This window comes from Shewanella sp. FeAMO (assembly GCF_053653955.1).
On sequence record NZ_CM132201.1, the window covers coordinates 1832504 to 1850886 of the forward strand.

General features: G+C 52.9%; 14 protein-coding genes. 12 read left to right on the forward strand and 2 right to left on the reverse strand.

The features are described 5' to 3' along the window. The first annotated feature begins 55 nt into the window (after window positions 1-55). Entirely contained in the window at window positions 56-568 is a 513-nt protein-coding gene (gene tadA, locus ACWAU4_RS08295; RefSeq protein WP_129980338.1) for a tRNA adenosine(34) deaminase TadA, read from the forward strand. 232 nt (window positions 569-800) lie between these two features. Here the strand turns inward: tadA and mltF are convergent, their stop codons facing one another. Further along, the gene (mltF, locus tag ACWAU4_RS08300; RefSeq protein WP_093983521.1) at window positions 801-2252 is read right to left on the reverse strand and encodes a membrane-bound lytic murein transglycosylase MltF; all 1452 of its coding nucleotides are present in this window, start codon (window positions 2250-2252) and stop codon (window positions 801-803) included. A gap of 291 nt (window positions 2253-2543) precedes the next feature. Here mltF and purL point away from each other — a divergent pair, with 291 nt between their 5' ends. The 8 genes from purL to yidZ all read left to right on the forward strand — a co-directional run bounded on the left by purL (window position 2544) and on the right by yidZ (window position 14521). After that, entirely contained in the window at window positions 2544-6425 is a 3882-nt protein-coding gene (gene purL / locus ACWAU4_RS08305; RefSeq protein WP_208126150.1) for a phosphoribosylformylglycinamidine synthase, read from the forward strand. Window positions 6426-7602: 1177 nt separating this feature from the next. Then, the gene (locus ACWAU4_RS08310; protein WP_025886552.1) at window positions 7603-9177 is read left to right on the forward strand and encodes a cytochrome ubiquinol oxidase subunit I; all 1575 of its coding nucleotides are present in this window, start codon (window positions 7603-7605) and stop codon (window positions 9175-9177) included. Window positions 9178-9193: 16 nt separating this feature from the next. Continuing rightward, a complete protein-coding gene (gene cydB, locus ACWAU4_RS08315) occupies window positions 9194-10333 on the forward strand; it encodes a cytochrome d ubiquinol oxidase subunit II (RefSeq protein WP_028779211.1) in 1140 nt (379 codons plus the stop codon). A 12-nt stretch (window positions 10334-10345) separates the two neighbouring features. Further along, on the forward strand, window positions 10346-10459 hold the full coding sequence (cydX, locus tag ACWAU4_RS08320) for a cytochrome bd-I oxidase subunit CydX (protein WP_025009779.1): 114 nt from the start codon (window positions 10346-10348) through the stop codon (window positions 10457-10459). Window positions 10460-10520: 61 nt separating this feature from the next. Continuing rightward, entirely contained in the window at window positions 10521-11105 is a 585-nt protein-coding gene (locus ACWAU4_RS08325; RefSeq protein WP_208125731.1) for a nucleotidyltransferase family protein, read from the forward strand. 416 nt (window positions 11106-11521) lie between these two features. Next, window positions 11522-12202, forward strand: a complete 681-nt coding sequence (gene ompW, locus ACWAU4_RS08330; protein WP_045282445.1) for an outer membrane protein OmpW — start codon at window positions 11522-11524, stop codon at window positions 12200-12202. A 152-nt stretch (window positions 12203-12354) separates the two neighbouring features. Further along, window positions 12355-13587, forward strand: a complete 1233-nt coding sequence (locus tag ACWAU4_RS08335; RefSeq protein ID WP_243756842.1) for an MdtL family multidrug efflux MFS transporter — start codon at window positions 12355-12357, stop codon at window positions 13585-13587. Further along, a complete protein-coding gene (yidZ, locus tag ACWAU4_RS08340) occupies window positions 13556-14521 on the forward strand; it encodes an HTH-type transcriptional regulator YidZ (RefSeq protein WP_208125732.1) in 966 nt (321 codons plus the stop codon). Before ACWAU4_RS08335 ends, yidZ begins: the two co-directional genes overlap by 32 nt. Before the next feature lie 4 nt (window positions 14522-14525). Here yidZ and ACWAU4_RS08345 read toward each other — a convergent pair whose 3' ends face one another. Continuing rightward, window positions 14526-15278 (reverse strand): SDR family NAD(P)-dependent oxidoreductase, encoded by a 753-nt coding sequence (locus tag ACWAU4_RS08345; protein WP_044734178.1) that lies wholly within the window; start codon window positions 15276-15278, stop codon window positions 14526-14528. 117 nt (window positions 15279-15395) lie between these two features. Here ACWAU4_RS08345 and ACWAU4_RS08350 point away from each other — a divergent pair, with 117 nt between their 5' ends. The 3 genes from ACWAU4_RS08350 to ACWAU4_RS08360 all read left to right on the forward strand — a co-directional run bounded on the left by ACWAU4_RS08350 (window position 15396) and on the right by ACWAU4_RS08360 (window position 18365). After that, window positions 15396-15809 (forward strand): YbaY family lipoprotein, encoded by a 414-nt coding sequence (locus tag ACWAU4_RS08350; protein WP_025886564.1) that lies wholly within the window; start codon window positions 15396-15398, stop codon window positions 15807-15809. Window positions 15810-15862: 53 nt separating this feature from the next. Beyond that, window positions 15863-16807: a homoserine O-acetyltransferase MetA gene (gene metA, locus ACWAU4_RS08355; RefSeq protein ID WP_045282444.1), complete on the forward strand. Its 945-nt coding sequence runs from the start codon at window positions 15863-15865 to the stop codon at window positions 16805-16807. A 376-nt stretch (window positions 16808-17183) separates the two neighbouring features. Next, complete coding sequence (locus ACWAU4_RS08360) at window positions 17184-18365, forward strand: thiolase family protein (RefSeq protein WP_186265508.1); 1182 nt, start codon at window positions 17184-17186, stop codon at window positions 18363-18365. Window positions 18366-18383 lie beyond the last annotated feature (18 nt).

Genomic DNA, 18383 nt, shown 5'->3' on the forward strand with positions numbered 1-18383 from the left:
GGTACTGGTATTCATGCCAGTTATACTGGCGCCGCATTGAGAACGGATGAATAGAATGACAGAGAATCGCGACTTACATTGGATGCAGTTGGCCATGGAGATGGCGCAAAAGGCTGAGGCGCTCGGGGAAGTGCCGGTAGGGGCCGTGCTGGTCAAAGATGACAAGCTTATTGCCTGCGGCTGGAACCAGCCTATTGCCGCCAACGACCCCTGTGCCCACGCGGAAATTCTCTGTCTCAGGCAGGCGGGAAGTCAACTGGAAAACTACCGTCTGCTGGATACTACCCTCTATGTGACGCTGGAGCCTTGCGCCATGTGCGCCGGGGCCATGGTGCATGCCAGGGTGGGGAGACTGGTGTACGGGGCTGCGGATCCCAAGACAGGCGCGGCAGGTTCAGTGCTGGATCTGGTGCGTCATCCCCTGTTCAATCATAAGTTGGCGGTCAGCGCCGGGGTGATGGAACAGGAGTGCAGCGAACAGTTGAGCGCCTTTTTCAGGCGACGCAGACAGGAGCAGAAGGCATTGAAGCAGGCAAGGAAGTTTAATCCGCCTGCTGCAGAAAACTGAAGAAGAGTTTGTGACGGTTGAGAATGCGTTTGTGACGGGTTTTTACCAGGCTGCGGCGACGGGCCATTGCATTGTTAATGGTCTTTCTTTTCATAAGGTTACCTTAGTATATTCTGAAGTTTTTGTAATGCTTTCAAGCTAACAGCTTATTTAAGCTTGCGCCAGCCCCAAATGGCGGGCTGCGCATCAAAGCCAGACTGTTTGGCGCGAAAATGAGTCGTGTGCGGGGTTTTCAGTTGGGCTGGGCACCGCTGAGTTCGGTTTCTTCCCCGGCCTGGGATTCAGCTTCTCTTTGTGCAGCCTCTTCCTGAGCCTGCTCTCTGGCCAGGGCTTCCAGTTTGGCCTGATTGTCTATCCACACCAGAGTGTCATAGTAACGGCGAATGCTGTCGACATAATGCACCGCCTCGTTGCCTCTGGCATAGCCATAGCGGGTGTGCTGGTAGTATTTGCGCTTTTGCAGCAAGGGCAATACCTGCTTGAGATCTTTCCAGGCACTGGGATTAAGGCCTCTGGCCTGTGCCAACTTACGGGCATCCTCCACATGGCCATAGCCTATGTTGTAAGAGGCGAGGGCAAACCACATCCGCTCCTCCTCCGGAATAGACTCAGGCAGGCGCACCAAAATGTCGCTCAGATAACGGGCACCGCCACGGATGCTCTGCTCGGGATCGAGGCGATTCTCCACTCCCAACTGTTTGGCGGTTGCCAGAGTCAGCATCATCATGCCGCGCACGCCGGTCGGTGAGCGGGCCCTGGGATTCCAGTGTGACTCCTGATAACTGGTGGCGGCCAGCTTGCGCCAGTCGAGTTCACCGGCATAGGTTTCAAACAGATGGCGGTACTTGGGCAGCTTGCTGTCGACTGCGCGGATAAAGGCGCGGGTGTCGACATAGTCGAAACGTTTGACATGGCCGAAGTACTTTTCCACCAAGTGTTCCAGCGTGCCGTCTCTTTGTTCCTGGTGCCAGAAACGCAGCAGTTGGCTCATCAGTTGATCGCTGCCCCTGGGTGGCAACAGCCAAACCACAGCCTGTTGCTGCTCCAGCACCTGGCCGGATCTCAGCTCAGGCATAAAACGGCGATTGATATTGATGCTGGTGGAATCTGAAATGGTGTAGCTGAGTTCGCCGCTGGCTATCATGCTCAGTAGCTCTTCATTATCTTTATCTGCGACCTGTTGCCACTCAAGGTTGGGATTATCTGCCTTGAGTCGGTTCAGGGTTTCCACAAACGACGAGTCGGCTATCACAGTAACAGGCGCATCCAGGGCGTTGAGATCTTTGGGGACAGGGGTGCCGGCGCGGTAGACCATCACCTGATTGACCCGATAAAGCGGTGGCCCGAGACGAAACTGTTGTCTGCGGCTACGGGTATCCGACAGCCCGGCGGCAATCAAATCTATCTCGTTTTGTTTCAGCGCCTGGTAGAGCTCATTGATATTGCCATAGGGCTTCATCTCCAGCGGCTTGCCGAGAAAGTCGGCGAAACGCGCCGCCATCTCATAATCAAACCCGGCACTGCCCTGGGTGGAAGAAACATAGATTTGTGGGCCATAGAGGGTGCCAACCCTGAGTTCCTTGGCCTCATTCACCGCCGGGGTTACCTGAGCTTCATCCACGACAGGTTGCCGGCAGCCTGCCAGCAAGATTATCAGGGTGAGAGTCGCGGTGAATCGTTTCATTATCTATCGGTAAAAGCCCTTAGCCTGTGGTTTGCCGCTGAGATAGGGGTTATTCCTTTTGTTTGATTAATTTGTAAATAAATTCAATGAATTGTGTCTTGATTGCAGGCCTGGTATCCCCATGATTGAACCATGGGGTCAGGCACCGGAGGGTATATTACCCCATAGGATTACTTTATATCACAGGAAACACTGTTTTAAGCAAAGTCTGAGGTGATTTGTAGGGCGCATTTACCTATAATAGCGCCACCTCTGACCCTGTAATTATAAATAATAAGGTGATAAGACGTGATGGAGATCATCCGCGGAGCCCCCGCACTCTCGGCATTCAGAGTGCAAAAGCTGATGCAGGCCTGTGAAGCCGCTCAGCTTCCGGTAAAGCAAATCTATGCCGAATATGTTCATTTGGCTTATCTGAGCGAAGCGCTCAACCCCGATGACCAAGCGCAGTTGAGTAAGATTCTAACCTACGGTCCGGCCATCGAATCCCACGAGCCCCAAGGCACTCTTCTTTTTGTAACTCCCCGTCCCGGTACAATTTCTCCCTGGTCTTCCAAAGCCACCGACATCGCCCAGAACTGCGGCCTCAAGCAGGTAAAACGTTTGGAACGCGGTCTGGCTTACTATGTGGAATCCGATGCTCTGAGCGGCGAACAGCTCAAGAGCCTCAAGGCGCTGCTGCACGACCGCATGATGGAAGTGGTACTGGACAGCTTTGAAGCGGCCGATGTGCTGTTTGCCCGCACTGAGCCCAAGCCTTTTGTCAGCGTCAACATTCTCGGCGAAGGCCGCAGAGCGCTGGAAATCGCCAACCGCGAAATGGGTTTGGCGCTGGCCGATGATGAAATCGACTACCTGGTCACTAATTTCCTGCGCCTTGAGCGCAACCCCAACGACATTGAACTTATGATGTTCGCTCAGGCGAACTCAGAGCACTGTCGTCACAAGATCTTCAACGCCGATTGGACCATTGACGGCGAAGTGCAGCCCAAGTCGCTGTTCAAGATGATCAAGAATACCTATGAGAAGACCCCGGACTATGTGTTGTCGGCCTATAAAGACAACGCCGCGGTAATGACAGGTTTTGAAGCCGGGCGTTTCTTCCCCGACAGTGACGGCGTTTATCGCTATCACACAGAGCCGATGCATATTCTGATGAAGGTGGAGACCCACAACCACCCGACCGCCATCAGTCCTTATCCTGGTGCTGCCACTGGCTCGGGCGGTGAAATCCGTGACGAAGGCGCTACCGGCCGCGGCTCCAAGCCCAAGGCGGGTTTGACCGGCTTCAGCGTATCCAACCTCAAGATCCCGGGCTTTGTGCAGCCTTGGGAAGGCGACTACGGCAAGCCGGACCGGATTGTGACCGCCTTTGACATCATGATCGACGGCCCTCTGGGCGGCGCCGCTTTCAACAACGAATTCGGTCGTCCGGCCCTGTTGGGTTACTTCCGCACCTATGAGCAGCAGGTTTGCAGCCACAATGGTGTCGAGGTGCGCGGTTATCACAAGCCTATTATGCTGGCCGGCGGCCTTGGCAACATTCGTGAAGAGCACGTACAGAAAGGGGAGATCTCCTTAGGCGCCAAGCTGATTGTACTGGGTGGCCCGGCGATGAACATTGGCCTTGGCGGCGGCGCGGCTTCCTCCATGGCGTCCGGCCAGTCCAGTGAAGATTTGGACTTTGCCTCGGTGCAGCGGGAAAACCCGGAAATGGAGCGCCGCTGTCAGGAGGTTATCGACCGCTGCTGGCAGATGGGCGATGCCAACCCTATCCAGTTTATTCACGATGTGGGCGCCGGTGGTTTGTCCAACGCCTTCCCTGAGCTGGTCAGCGATGCCGGTCGCGGCGGTAAGTTTGAGCTGCGTAACGTGCCTTCCGATGAGCCAGGCATGAGCCCGCTGGAGATCTGGTGTAACGAATCCCAGGAGCGTTATGTGCTGTCTGTGGCAGCCGAAAACCTGGATACCTTCGCCGCCATTTGTGAGCGCGAACGCGCGCCATTTGCCGTGGTGGGCGAGGCGGTTGCCGAGCAGCACCTGAGCCTGAGCGATGAGCACTTTGACAACAAGCCTATCGACTTGCCACTGGAAGTCTTGTTGGGCAAACCACCGAAGATGAGCCGTGATGTAGTGAGTCAAAAGGCGCAGTCTGCGGCGCTGGATGAAGCGTCCATCGATCTGGCGGAAGCCGTTAAGCGGGTGCTGACTCTGCCAACCGTTGCCGACAAGAGCTTCTTGATCACCATAGGCGATCGCACGGTAACCGGCTTGGTGAACCGCGATCAGATGGTCGGCCCCTGGCAGGTACCTGTGGCGGATTGCGCGGTTACCGCCTCCTCGTTCGACAGTTATGTGGGCGAAGCCATGTCCATGGGCGAGCGCACTCCGCTGGCCTTGCTGGATTTTGGCGCCTCGGCGCGGATGGCCGTGGCCGAATCCTTGCTGAACATGGCCGGTGCCGATATCGGCTCACTGAAGCGCATTAAGCTGTCGGCCAACTGGATGTCTGCAGCCGGTCACCCGGGTGAAGATGCCGGCCTCTATGAGGCGGTCAAGGCGGTGGGCGAAGAGCTGTGTCCCGAGCTTGAACTGACCATTCCCGTGGGCAAAGACTCAATGTCGATGAAGACCGCCTGGGAAGACAAGGGCGAGCAGAAGGCGGTTACCGCACCTATGTCGCTGATCATCTCTGCCTTCGGTGCGGTGCGCGACATTCGTAATACCGTGACCCCTGAGCTGCGTACCGACAAGGGCGAAACCCTACTGCTGCTGGCCGACCTGGCCAAGAGCAAGACTCGTCTGGGCGGTTCCTGCCTGGCGCAGGTGTTCGGTGAGCTGGGCGATATCGCGCCGGATCTGGATCAGGCAGCGGTATTGAAAGGTTTCTTCGAGGTGACTCAACAGTTGGTGGCCGAGCGGAGTTTGCTGGCTTACCACGACAAGAGTGACGGCGGTCTGTTCACCACCTTGGTGGAGATGGCCTTCGCCGGTCACACTGGCCTGAATGTGGATATTTCTACGCTGGCCGGCAGCGCCCTGGCGCGCCTGTTCAACGAAGAGTTGGGCGCCGTGCTGCAGGTGAGCAAAAACCAAGCCGCCGAGATTATCAAGGCTTACACTGATGCCGGTGTGGATTGTCATCCGATAGCAGAGCTGAGTGACGATGGCCGCATCCGTATCCAGGATCAAGGTGCTGAAATTTATAGTGCTTCACGTACCGAGCTGCGTAAGCTCTGGTCTGAAACCACCTACAGAATGCAGGCGCTCAGGGATAACCCTGAGTGTGCCCGTGAAGAGTTTGACCTCAAGCTGGATGAAACCGATCCCGGCCTGACGGTTAACTTAAGCTTTGATCCGGCAGAAGATGTTGCCGCGCCTTATATCCTCAAGGGCGCTGCGCCCAAGATGGCGATTTTGCGTGAGCAAGGGGTCAACTCGCATATCGAGATGGCAGCGGCCTTCGAGCGTGCCGGTTTTGAAAGCCGCGATGTGCATATGTCGGATATCCTCAGTGGCCGTATCAGCCTGGAAGAGTTTCAGGGACTGGTGGCCTGTGGTGGCTTCTCTTACGGTGATGTATTGGGCGCCGGTGAAGGTTGGGCCAAGTCCATCCTGTTCAACAGCCGTGCCCGTGAGGACTTCAGCCGCTTCTTCGAGCGTGCCGACAGCTTTGCCCTGGGTGTTTGTAACGGTTGCCAGATGCTCTCCAACCTCAAGGAGATCATTCCGGGTACCGAGCATTGGCCGCACTTTGTCCGTAACCGCTCTGAACGCTTTGAAGCGCGTTTTAGCCTGGTGGAAGTGCAGCAAAGCCCATCGCTGTTCTTCAGCGGTATGGCCGGCTCCAGAATGCCGATTGCCGTTTCCCACGGGGAAGGGCGTGCCGAGTTTGCTTCAGCCGCCGCCATGGCGGCGGCCGAGCAGAGCGGCACTGTGGCGCTGCGTTATGTCAATGGTAAAGGTGAGGTGGCCAGCTTGTATCCACAGAACCCCAACGGCTCGCCCAACGGCTTGTCCGGGATCTGTAGCCTGGATGGCAAAGTCACCATCATGATGCCTCACCCTGAGCGGGTGTTCCGCACAGTCGCCAACTCCTGGCATCCGGAAAACTGGGGTGAAGACAGCCCTTGGATGAGAATGTTCCGTAACGCCAGAGTGAAGTTGGGATAAGGTTAAAAATCATCCCATAAAGGGTAAAAAAAGGCGGGTATTTATAACCCGCCTTTTTTATTTAACTTTTGCCCTACAGTAAAAACTTTAAATCATCAATAGCTTGCACTTTGTTCAATATATTCTTATGTATTGAAGTGTCAAAATGCAGGCTTTACAGCGCTTAACAGGTTAAAGCCGGACTAAGGCTGGAATCACTCTTTAATGGCTGCAGAGACGAAAAAGCCCCATAGGAATACCTATGGGGCCGTTTTGCGCTAACAAAACTTCAAGACAAGCAGTTGCTCAGCTGTGATTAGTAAACCAGTTGAGACTTGTAAAGTTCAACAAAAACAGGCTTGTAGCAGTTAACCAGACGTTCAAAAAACTTTTTCATAGCGATATCTCCACACAAAGTTCAGTCAATGTGCGCGGAGGAAGGTCTGCAGATATTGATGTCGGCCGACCCGAGCGTCTCCTTAACACAGGCTACATATTAGTCAACCCTGGCGGCTTTATCAAACGAGAAATAGTACGATATTAGATTAGAAAAATTAATCTGAATTTTTGGTGGTTTTTATTATTGGTTAATTTGTTTTTATTTATTTCTTTACAATCATATGCTTAAAAAATGATGAGATCAAAATCACACAATTTGAGTTAGCATATTTAACCTTGGAAATTGTTAAAAAGTTTATTTTGGCTAGTTTGTATATGTTTTTACCTAAAGCATCCAAAATGATGGATTATTTATAGTTGGTGTAAATGCTCTAGCAGGATTTTGTTGCAAAGTCAATACTCATCCTTGGTGGCTGTGTGCCCCTCCGCAAAACCCAGCTAAAGCCCGGAGTTTGATTGATTTGCGTCAAATTCAAGTGGTATAAAATCAGGGCAAATCTTAGCTGAACTAATAACGCAAGTGCCTGATATTAAATAATTTGCAAATATTGGAACACTGGCAAATGCTGATGCTGATCGCATAAATCTGCAAAAGCGTGATTCGCCTCTCGTTAAGGCCGCCAAAAACCGATTTTTAAGCTTTTGGTGAGTTAAAGCGCAGCAACGCGAATCATTTGGGTGGTTTATCCGGGTTTCCGGGTAGATAAGAAATTAATGAACTAAGCTATCCAACTCACCACCTGTTGTCTTTGATGGGGATCTGAAGACAACGGGCGGAGCACCATGTAAGGAGTCACAAATGATAGTTGAAGAAGTCGTTGAGCTATCGCGCATACAATTCGCGCTGACAGCCATGTATCACTTCTTGTTTGTTCCTTTGACTTTGGGTTTGGCCTTCCTGCTGGCAATCATGGAATCACTCTATGTGATGACAGATAAGCAGATCTACAAGGACATGACTAAATTCTGGGGCAAACTTTTCGGTATTAACTTTGCCCTGGGGGTTACCACAGGTCTGGCAATGGAGTTCCAGTTCGGTACCAACTGGTCCTACTACTCACACTATGTGGGTGACATTTTCGGTGCTCCTCTTGCGATTGAGGGCTTGATGGCCTTCTTCCTGGAATCCACTTTCGTGGGTATGTTCTTCTTCGGTTGGGACAGATTCTCCAAGCGTCAACACTTGGCTGTGACCTGGTTGGTTGCTTTGGGAAGTAATTTGTCTGCGCTGTGGATCCTGGTCGCCAACGGCTGGATGCAAAACCCTGTGGGTAGCGTGTTCAACTATGAAACCATGCGCATGGAAATGACCAGCTTCGCTGAAGTGGTATTTAACCCAGTCGCTCAGGTTAAATTTGTTCACACTGTTGCTTCCGGTTATGTAGCCGGTGCCATGTTTGTTCTGGCTATCAGTTCTTACTACATCCTCAAGAAGCGTGACCTGCCATTTGCCCGCCGCTCTTTCGCCATTGCGGCGAGTTTTGGTATGGCCTCTATCCTGTCTGTTATCGTACTGGGTGACGAATCTGGTTATAAAGTTGGTGAAGCTCAGCGGGTGAAACTGGCGGCGATTGAAGCTGAATGGCACACAGAGCCTGCTCCGGCAGCCTTTACTGCGATAGGTTTCCCTAACCAGGAAACCATGCATACCGACTATGCCATCAAGATCCCATATGCCATGGGTATCATAGCTACTCGTTCTATCGATGAAGAAGTGACAGGTATCAAGGATCTGATCGCCGAGCACGAAGTTCGCATCCGCAACGGTATGAAGGCTTATGCCCTGCTTGAGCAGTTGCGTGCCGCCAAGGCTGACCCTGCTATTGAGGAAGATCCTGCGGTTCGCGCGGCTTTCGAAGAGCAGAAAGTTGACCTGGGTTACGGTCTGTTGCTGAAGCGCTACACAGATAAAGTGGTCGATGCCACCGAAGAGCAGATTAAGGCGGCCGCAAGGGATTCTATTCCAAGCGTAGCACCGCTGTTCTGGAGCTTCCGTATCATGGTGGGCCTTGGTTTCGTCATGCTGGTAGTGTTTGCAGCTGCCTTCTGGCAGAGCACCCGTCATCAGATTGAAGAGAAGAAGTGGGTACTCAAAGCTGCGCTCTACAGCTTGCCTCTGCCTTGGATCGCCATCGAGTGTGGTTGGTTTGTGGCCGAGTATGGTCGTCAGCCATGGACTATCTCCGAGATTCTCCCGACCTTTGTGTCTGCTTCCAGCCTGACGGCGGCCGATCTCTGGTTCAGTATCATCAGCATTACTCTGTTCTACACAGTGCTGCTGGTTATCGAGCTCTTCCTGATGTTCAAGTTTGCGCGCCTGGGTCCAAGCAGTCTCAAGACCGGCCGTTATCACTTTGAAAAACTAGAAGCCTGAGCAGAGGGATTTCATTATGTTTGATTATGAAATATTAAGATTTATCTGGTGGTTGTTAGTTGGCGTCTTGCTCATAGGCTTCGCTATTACTGATGGCTTTGATATGGGGGTAGGTGCCTTACTGCCAATCTTGGGTAAGGACGATACCGAGCGCCGGGTGATGATTAACACGGTTGCTCCTCACTGGGATGGTAACCAGGTGTGGTTGATCACCGGTGCCGGTGCCCTGTTCGCCGCTTGGCCTACTGTATATGCCGTTTCTTTTTCCGGCTTTTACGTGGCCATGATCATAGTGTTGCTGGCGCTGTACCTGCGTCCCGTAGGTTTCGACTATCGCTCCAAGATAGAAGATCCACGCTGGCGCAAGAGCTGGGACTGGGCATTGTTTGTCGCAGGTTTTGTTCCTCCGCTGATCATAGGTGTTGCCTTCGGTAACCTGCTGCAAGGCGTGCCTTTCAGCTTCGACGAGTACCTGCGTGCCCACTATGATGGTGGCCTGTTCGGTCTGCTCAATGGCTTTGGCCTGTTGGCCGGTCTGGTCAGTGCCTGTATGTTCATGATGCAGGGTGCTTGCTGGTTGCAGATGAAGACCGAAGGTGAGCTGCGCAATCGCGCCGCTGCAGCTTCACAGTTGACCGCACTGCTGCTGATTGTACTGTTCGGTGCAGCCGGTGTGTGGCTGGCTACCGGTATTGATGGCTATGTGGTGACTTCGGCTCTGGATACTAACGCCGTATCTGACCCAACCATGAAGACAGTTGAAGTTGTTTCCGGTGCTTGGATGGCCAACTACGACAAGTACCCAGTAACCATGCTGTTCCCTGCTTTGGGCCTGTTGGCGCCTGCCTTGGTGCTGCTGACCAGCCGTATGGGGCGTAGCGGTTTCGCCTTCCTGTTCAGCTCACTGGCCATTGCCGGTATCATCCTGACCTGTGGCGCGGCTATGTTCCCATTCGTGATGCCTTCATCACAGGAGCCTAACGTCAGTCTGACCATGTGGGATGCTACCGCCAGCCAGATGACTCTGACAGTAATGACTTGGGTTGCGATCATCTTTGTACCAACAGTGCTGAGTTACACCTGCTGGACTTACTACAAGATGTATGGCCGTCTGAACCGTCAGCACATTGAAAACAACAGCACATCACTTTACTAAGGAGCCTGAATTATGTGGTATTTCACTTGGATACTCGGCATTTTATTGGCTTGTTCCTTCGGTATCATCAATGCTCTCTGGTTGGAAAATACAGAGAACATGGATAGAGACACTGAAGAGAAGTGATAGCTTGAGTTAAACTCAAAGGCCTCCGCTCTGCGGGGGCTTTTGTCTTTTTAAGGGGGCTATGGTGGCAAATGATAAGCTTGAGCCGAGAGAGCCGCAGCAGGTCAGTGAAAGTGAGGCGGCTGAGCTGATTGAAAACTGGCTCAGGCAGGACAGGATGCGAATGCAGGCACTTGAGTGTGTTGCAAACCTTGGGCCTATTGATGCCTGGGTAGCCGCGGGATTTGTCCGTAATCTGGTGTGGGACAAGTTGCACGGCAGTGTATCCAGGCTCAGCGACATAGATGTGCTCTACTTTGAGCCAAACGACTGCTCGGAAGTCACCGACAGGGCCTATGAGGCCAAGTTGGCCACAGCACTCGACTTACCATGGTCGGTAAAGAACCAGGCCAGAATGCACCTTAAAAACCACCATAAACCCTATACTTCAGTGATTGATGCCATGAGTTACTGGCCAGAGCAGCAAACGGCCCTGGCTGTCAGGTTGAGGGCAGGGGAGCTGCAACTGCTCAATCTGTTCCCACTTGGCCCTTTACTGGCGCTGGAACTCAGTCCTAATCCCAAGAGCACTCCCGGCGTATTCGAGAGTCGGCTCAAGGCTAAGAACTGGTTGGCAAACTATCCGTTGCTCAAGAGGCTTTACTGAGTACTTTCTCAAGCATTCTCTGACACATTTATCTTGCCGATTGCAGTTATCTGGCATCCTCTGCTTCCTTTTCTCTCCAGCTAAAAACACCATTCTGTAAGTGCTGGTCAGCATATCTTACTGTGACTGATTGTTAATTTTTGGTGTGAGTGGCTCAAGCGTTATTGCTCGAAAAATGTACTTTTCTTTCACTTTGGGGTTAGTGGAGTTTTGAACTGGCTCACTTATTTTAAAGGTGTAATATCAATAAACCTTTATTTTATGTGATCTGTTTCGCGCTTGCTGTATCTAAATCTGGGTACCTCTTAAAACGCTTGATGCAGATCAAAAATGTGAAGAGTTAAATCTGGCAGTGTGGCCTCAGTTGTTATGGATGTAATAAAAAACAAAGCGCTGTGTTGTCGCTACGGAGTGAGATGATGAAAAAAAATATCGTATCAGGATTGATTGCCGCCGCCCTTTTTTCTACTGTTGCTGCCCCTGCACTGGCCCACAAGGCCGGTGACTTTATCGTTCGTGCCGGTGCCGTTGTGGTAGCCCCGGACGAGTCCAGCCAAAATGTTGTTACCCCGGATCTGGGAAATCTCGGCACCTTTAGTGTGGACAATAACACCCAGTTGGGTCTGAACTTCGGCTATATGCTGACAGATAACTTTGGTATCGAACTGTTGGCCGCGACCCCGTTCAGCCATGACGTATCTCTCGGAGAGCTGGGCAAGATTGCCGAAACCAAGCATCTGCCGCCTACCTTGGTGGCCCAGTACTACTTTGGTAATGCCGAGTCCAAGCTGCGTCCTTACGTGGGTGTCGGTGTTAACTACACCAATTTCTTCGACAATGAATTCACCAATGACGTCGGTGGCAAACTCTCTGATCTGAGCCTGAGTAACTCTTGGGGCTGGGCCGCACAAGTGGGTCTGGATTATCAGATCAACGATAACTGGTTGGTGAATGCTTCTGTGTGGTATGCCAAGATCAGCACGGATGTTAAGTTCAACTACCACTATGGCACCAGCAACAGCGAAGTTGCCGCTGTGACAATCGAGACTGATATCGATCCTTGGGTCTATATGGTCAGCATAGGTTACACCTTCTGATCTCCCCCAAACCCAGCTCCCAACCCAAAGCTCCCAACTATTGAAAAGGCGCCTCTGGCGCCTTTTTTGTCATTGACGTCAGCTGTATGTTTTTCCTCTGAGGAAAATACTCTTGTCTTGATGGCAACTCGCTGGCATCAGTCCGGGCATTTATGCTGACAAGCAAATTCCTGCTCTATCAACTGATCATGCGTTATTACCTTATCTGTGCCTTTGCCTTGGTTTTACTCTATCCATTGGGGATCGATCTCTACTTGGTTGGCTTGCCCGAGATAGCCCGCACCCTGAACGCCGATGAGGCCCAATTGCACAACGCCTTTTCCTGTTATCTGGCGGGCATGGCTCTGGCCATGTTGCTCGGTGGGCATCTTGCCGATAGGCTCGGGCGCAAGCCGGTAGCCCTTTGCGGAGCGCTGATTTTTGTGTTGTCGTCGATTTGGGCCGCCACGACTCTATCAATCACGGCGTTTTTGTTTGCCAGGGCCGGACAGGGTATAGGTGCCGGAGCGGCCTATCTGGTGACCTTTGCCATTCTGCGGGATGTGCTTGATGACCAAAGACGAGCCAAAGTCTTGTCGATGATAAATGGAGTTACCTGCATAGTGCCGGTTTTAGCGCCTGTGCTGGGGCATCTGGTTTTGCAGTATTTTCCCTGGCCGGCGCTGTTTGTATTGATGGCTTTGTTGGCTGCGGCGGCGCTGTTTTTGTGTTTGGGTTTGCAGGAGTCGCTTCCGGCCAAGACGGCGGGAGAATTGATAGCCGGTGAATCCTTGCTCTGTGTGACTTTCGTCAGTCGCTTATTGATCAGTTGTCTGGCCGTGACGGCGATACTCACCTTCGTCAATACTTCGCCCATGCTGTTGATGGAGCAGTTAGGGCTCTACAGTGGTGGCTACGCCTCAGCCATGGGTGGTTTGGCACTGATAAGCATGGTTATGGCCTTTGTTTCTCCCTGGCTAATAGATTCGATTGGCCAACAACGCATGTTGCAACTGTCGCAACTGGCTTTTGCCTTGGCGGCCACTGTACTGCTGTTGGCTGCGTCTCTGGCCGCAGAGCTTTGGCTATATTTGCTGGGCATTGGCTTTGTTTGCGCCGGTTTTTCTGTGGGGTTCGGGGTCACTATGAGCCAGGCTCTGGCCCCCTTTGCTCAGCGCTCGGCTCTGGCAAGTTCCATATTGGGGATCTGCCAGATAAGTTGGTCTGGAGCCTTCATTGCGATAAGTGCCTGGTTTGGATTGACGGCGAGCACCATGTTGATACTGAGCTTGCTGATCGCCGCTTTGGGCAGCATCATACTCCTGTATTTTACCTCGCGCGCTCCAATTAAGACCAATAGCCAATGGAAGCAAGATGAACAGAGCCTTACATCGCCTCGATCTTAACCTCTTGGTCACGCTGCAGATCCTGCTCAGTGAGCGTAGTGTTACCAGAGCGGCCAAACGCCTGTCGGTAACACCTTCTGCCGTGAGTAAATCTTTGACCAAGTTACGTCATTGGTTCGATGACCCTCTATTGGTTCGTTCTCCCCAAGGACTGTTGCCGACGCCATTGGCGTTGGCATTGGCCGAAGAGTTGGCCGAGCTGTTTCAGTTGGCCAGCAGCATAGTGGCCAAACGCAATGTTGAAGTCCCCAAAGGGGTAGAGTTTCAGCTGATGTTGGAGTCACCATTCTACCTCGAATTGTTGCCTGAACTTCCGGGGTTGATTGATGCCCATTTCCCTGACTCCGTGGTGCGGATCCGCAATTGGGACTATGACTCCTTGGACGCCATTATTTCCGGCAAGGCTGATTTGGGGCTATCGGGGCGTGAGAGTCATCCCGGCTCGCGGGAGACGCTGGCACTCTTGCCTGCGGCCGTGGATTATGAGGTCTTGTTCAGCGACGAGCCCTTGGTATATCTGCGGAAAGATCATCCCGCACTGCAGCAAGTCTGGAACCTGGAGACATTCCTTGAGTATCGGCAAATCAATATCGAGTGGGAAAAATGTGAGGGCTGGGCTCTGGATAGCCTGCTGGCTGAAAAAGGTCTGAAGCGGGATATCGCGTTGTCGGTTTCCCTGTTTGAGCAATCTTTATGGCTGGCATCACAGTCCGGGTCGCAGCTGTTAACCACGGCTCCTGGCTATTGCCGGACCTATGCGGCCAGGACATGCCCTGAGCTGGTGACCCGGCCATTGCCAATGGTTGCGGAAGATAGGGAAAAACTCACCATTCTCTTTACCCTGATGTGGCACAAACGCAACAGCCACAATCCCAAGTTGCGCTGGCTTAAGGAAACCATTCGCCGGCAATTGGAACAGCGGCTGTCGCTTTAAAAGATTATTCCGCTTGCCCCTTGCGTTTCTTCACCTTCCAGTGGCGGGTATTGTAGATAAACTCGGGCAGCAGTTTGGTGAGCCAGGCAACCGTCGCCCAGCGTTTGGTGACATAGACCCGGCGCTTGCCTTTTTGCAGGGCGCGGATGATTTGCCCGGCAACCACATCTACGGGGGATAGCCATAGCCTGCTCTGCTGCAGCGCTGCCTTATCCAGCAAACCCAACTGAATATCCGTGATGGTGATCGGTAGCTTGAGCCTTTGGGCATGCATGGACAGCCCCTCGAGATAGTTCATCCCAAAGGCTTTGGAGGCATGAAAGGCTACGCTGGGGCCACCGCGAAGACCGGCAATGGAGTTGATAGCCGCAAGCTGGCCATAACCCTGCTCGCGAAACAGCCTGAAAGCTGTGTTGCAAACGGCGGCAAAGCCACGGACATTGACACTGATGATCTCATCTTCCAACTGCCAAGGCAGATCCGGGTGATAGGAGTTGAGTCCGGTATTGACCAACACCAGATGTGCCCCCCCCAACTGTTGCCAAATCTGTTCCAGCTCGGCTATCAAGGTTTGTGGTTTATCTATGTCCAGGCCAAACACCTGAGCCTCGGTTGCCAGGGTGGCGGCAAACTCTTTCAATGAGTCGGGATCCTGTGCCAGCAATGCCAGTTTAGTGCCTTCATCGGCCAGGCGGCGGGCTATTTCACGGCTGAGGAGTGAGCTGGCGCCCACAATAATCGCAGTTGCTTGTGTCATAAGGATATTTGAACTCAAAAATGGAGTCCTATGATAGGATTATCCTCCCAGGTTCTCAATGATTAAACTTGGATGTATAGACATCCAGAAGTCTTTGTGTATGATTAGGAGCTAGCAATGAAAATGACAGGCAACTGGCTGCGACTGCCAATGATGGCGGCTGTAGCAGGAATGATGGCACTCACAGGTTGTGCGACCCCGAATGCCACAGTCGAAATTGATGGCGATGTTTGGTACCGCGAACGTATTGCTCTGCCACCGGAAGCCGTGCTGACGGTTCAGGTTCAGGACGTTTCCAAGGCGGATGCTCCGGCAGAAGTGCTGGCGGTTATTCAGCGCGACAGCGTGACCAGCCCAACGCCTTTTAAGTTTATTCTTGCCCGGGATCAGTTCCAGAGTGGCCACAGCTACAGTGTCAGTGCCAGGATCACTCTCAAGGATGACTTACTCTTTATCAATACCCAGGCTTATCTTGTCGATATCGACAAGGCTGAGCCGGTATCAGTCATGGTGCAAAAGGTAGGGCGCTAACAGGTATACCAAGCCAAGCGCCTTGCCCTGGATAGTTCAGGAGAGGCGCTTTTATGCCCGTAAGAATACCCGATAACCTGCCAGCCGCCGGCGTTCTTGAGTCGGAGAATATCTTCGTTATGTCCGAGAGCCGGGCGGCGATGCAGGATATACGGCCGATGAAGGTGTTGATCCTCAATCTGATGCCCAACAAGATTGAGACAGAAACCCAGTTGCTGCGGCTGTTGGGCAATACTCCGTTGCAGGTGGATATTGACCTGCTGAGGATCCACGACAAAGAGTCGAAACATACGCCGACCGATCATCTCAATACCTTTTACCGTGACTTTGAAGATGTACGCCATCGCAACTATGACGGCCTGATCATCACTGGCGCCCCCCTGGGACAGCTGGATTTCGAGGAGGTCACTTATTGGGATCATATCCGCGAAATTATTGATTGGTCACAGGAGCATGTCACCTCGATACTGTTTCTCTGCTGGGCGGCCCACGCCGGTTTTTACCACCTGTATCAACTCGAGCGTAAGATCCTCGCTGAAAAATGCTCCGGGGTTTATCAGCACAGGCGTATTCGCGCCCACGTGCCCTTGCTGCGCGGCTTTGATGATGAGTTTTATGCTCCGCACTCCCGCTATGCCCAAATGGATGTGGACGAGCTTAAGGCGCATCCCGAACTGACAGTGCTGGCCGAGTCGGACCAAGCCGGTGCCTATCTGGTGATCAGTAAGGACAATCGCAACCTGTTTGTGATGGGGCATCCAGAGTATCGCAAGTCGACCCTTAAAGATGAGTACCAAAGAGATCTGGCGGCCGGGTTGGCGCCCAAGATCCCGCAAAACTATTTCCGCAACGATGACCCAGAGGCTGAAGCGATAGCTCGTTGGTATAGTCACGGTAGTCTGTTGGTGAGCAACTGGCTCAACTATTATGTCTACCAGTTGACCCCTTATGACTTATCGGATCTCAGTGCTATTACGCCCTGGGAACAGAGTGGCTGAGCTGCAAATGCCAAATGTTTTGTTGGCGGGAGTCGCAGTCTTGTGATTCCTGTCGCCTAAGTCCAAAAGGGCTTAGCTCATATCAAACCAGATGGCGTCGGCCTCTACTGCCTATGCTTCCTCAAATTGATACTTCCTTCCCTAACCTTTTCTAAGCCGCAGTGTTTTGGCTTCCTTTCAGGGCACGCGCTGTCATCCTGCTGTAAATCCTCCCTGACAAAAATACCTATAAATAGAGCCTGTATTAGACTAATTAGTACTTGCCTTACGTTCGCGTAAACGTCAAAGTGGCAGCAACAGAGTACACATTTGCTGCACCTAACACCGCCGGCCTGCTGTTGGGCCGGTGTTTGGGTGCCCAACAAGGGAGTCAACAATGAGTCGTCCTCAGGATATTGTTATCGTCGCCGCCAAACGAACCGCCATGGGCGGTTTTCAGGGCTGTCTTTCCACTGTGCCTTCTCCTCAGCTGGCGGCTTCCAGCATCAAGGCCTTGATGGAAACTACAGGTGTGAAGGGCGAACAGGTCGATGAAGTGCTGATGGGATGTGTATTGCCGGCCGGCCTCGGTCAGGCCCCTGCCAGACAGGCGGTTTTGGGGGCAGGTTTGCCCCAGTCTGTTGGCGCAACCACAGTCAACAAGGTGTGCGGCTCAGGGATGAAAACCGTGATGCTGGCGCACGATCTTATCAAGGCCGGCAGTGCCAATATTGTGATTGCCGGGGGTATGGAGAGCATGAGTCAGGCGCCGTATCTGCTGGATAAGGCTCGCGGCGGCATGCGTATGGGCCACGGTAAGGTGCTGGATCATATGTTCCTCGATGGGCTGGAAGATGCCTACACAGGTGGCGCCATGGGAACTTTCGCCCAGAAAACTGCCGACGATTTTGGCCTGACCCGTGAAGCCATGGACGCCTTCGCCCTGAGCTCACTGGAAAAAGCCAATGCGGCCATCGCCTCAGGTGCCTTCAAGGAGGAGATAGTCCCGGTAACCGTAAGCAGCCGCCGCGGCGATACTCTGATTGATACCGATGAGCAGCCCGGCAATGCCCGTCCTGACAAGATCCCGGCGCTACGGCCCGCTTTTGCCAAAGACGGCACCATTACCGCCGCCAACTCCAGTTCGATTTCCGACGGTGCCGCCAGTTTGATGCTGATGAGCCGTGAGCAGGCCGAAAACCTGGGGCTGGCAGTGATGGCCACCATCAAGGGCCATGCTACCCATTCCCAAGAGCCGGCCATGTTTACCACGGCGCCCGTGGGCGCCATGCAAAAACTCTTGGCACAGACTGGCTGGAGCAAGGATGAGGTCGACCTTTTCGAAATCAACGAAGCCTTCGCCATGGTGACCATGTTGGCCATCAGTGAGTTGGGGCTGGATGCCGCCAAGGTCAACGTCAATGGCGGTGCCTGTGCGCTCGGTCATCCGATAGGTTGCTCCGGCGCCCGTCTGCTGGTGACTCTTATTCATGCGCTCAAGGCCCGAGGTCTCAAACGTGGCATGGCATCGCTGTGCATAGGTGGCGGTGAAGCCACTGCCATGGCGATTGAGCTCTAATATCCAGTAGGCCGCGGC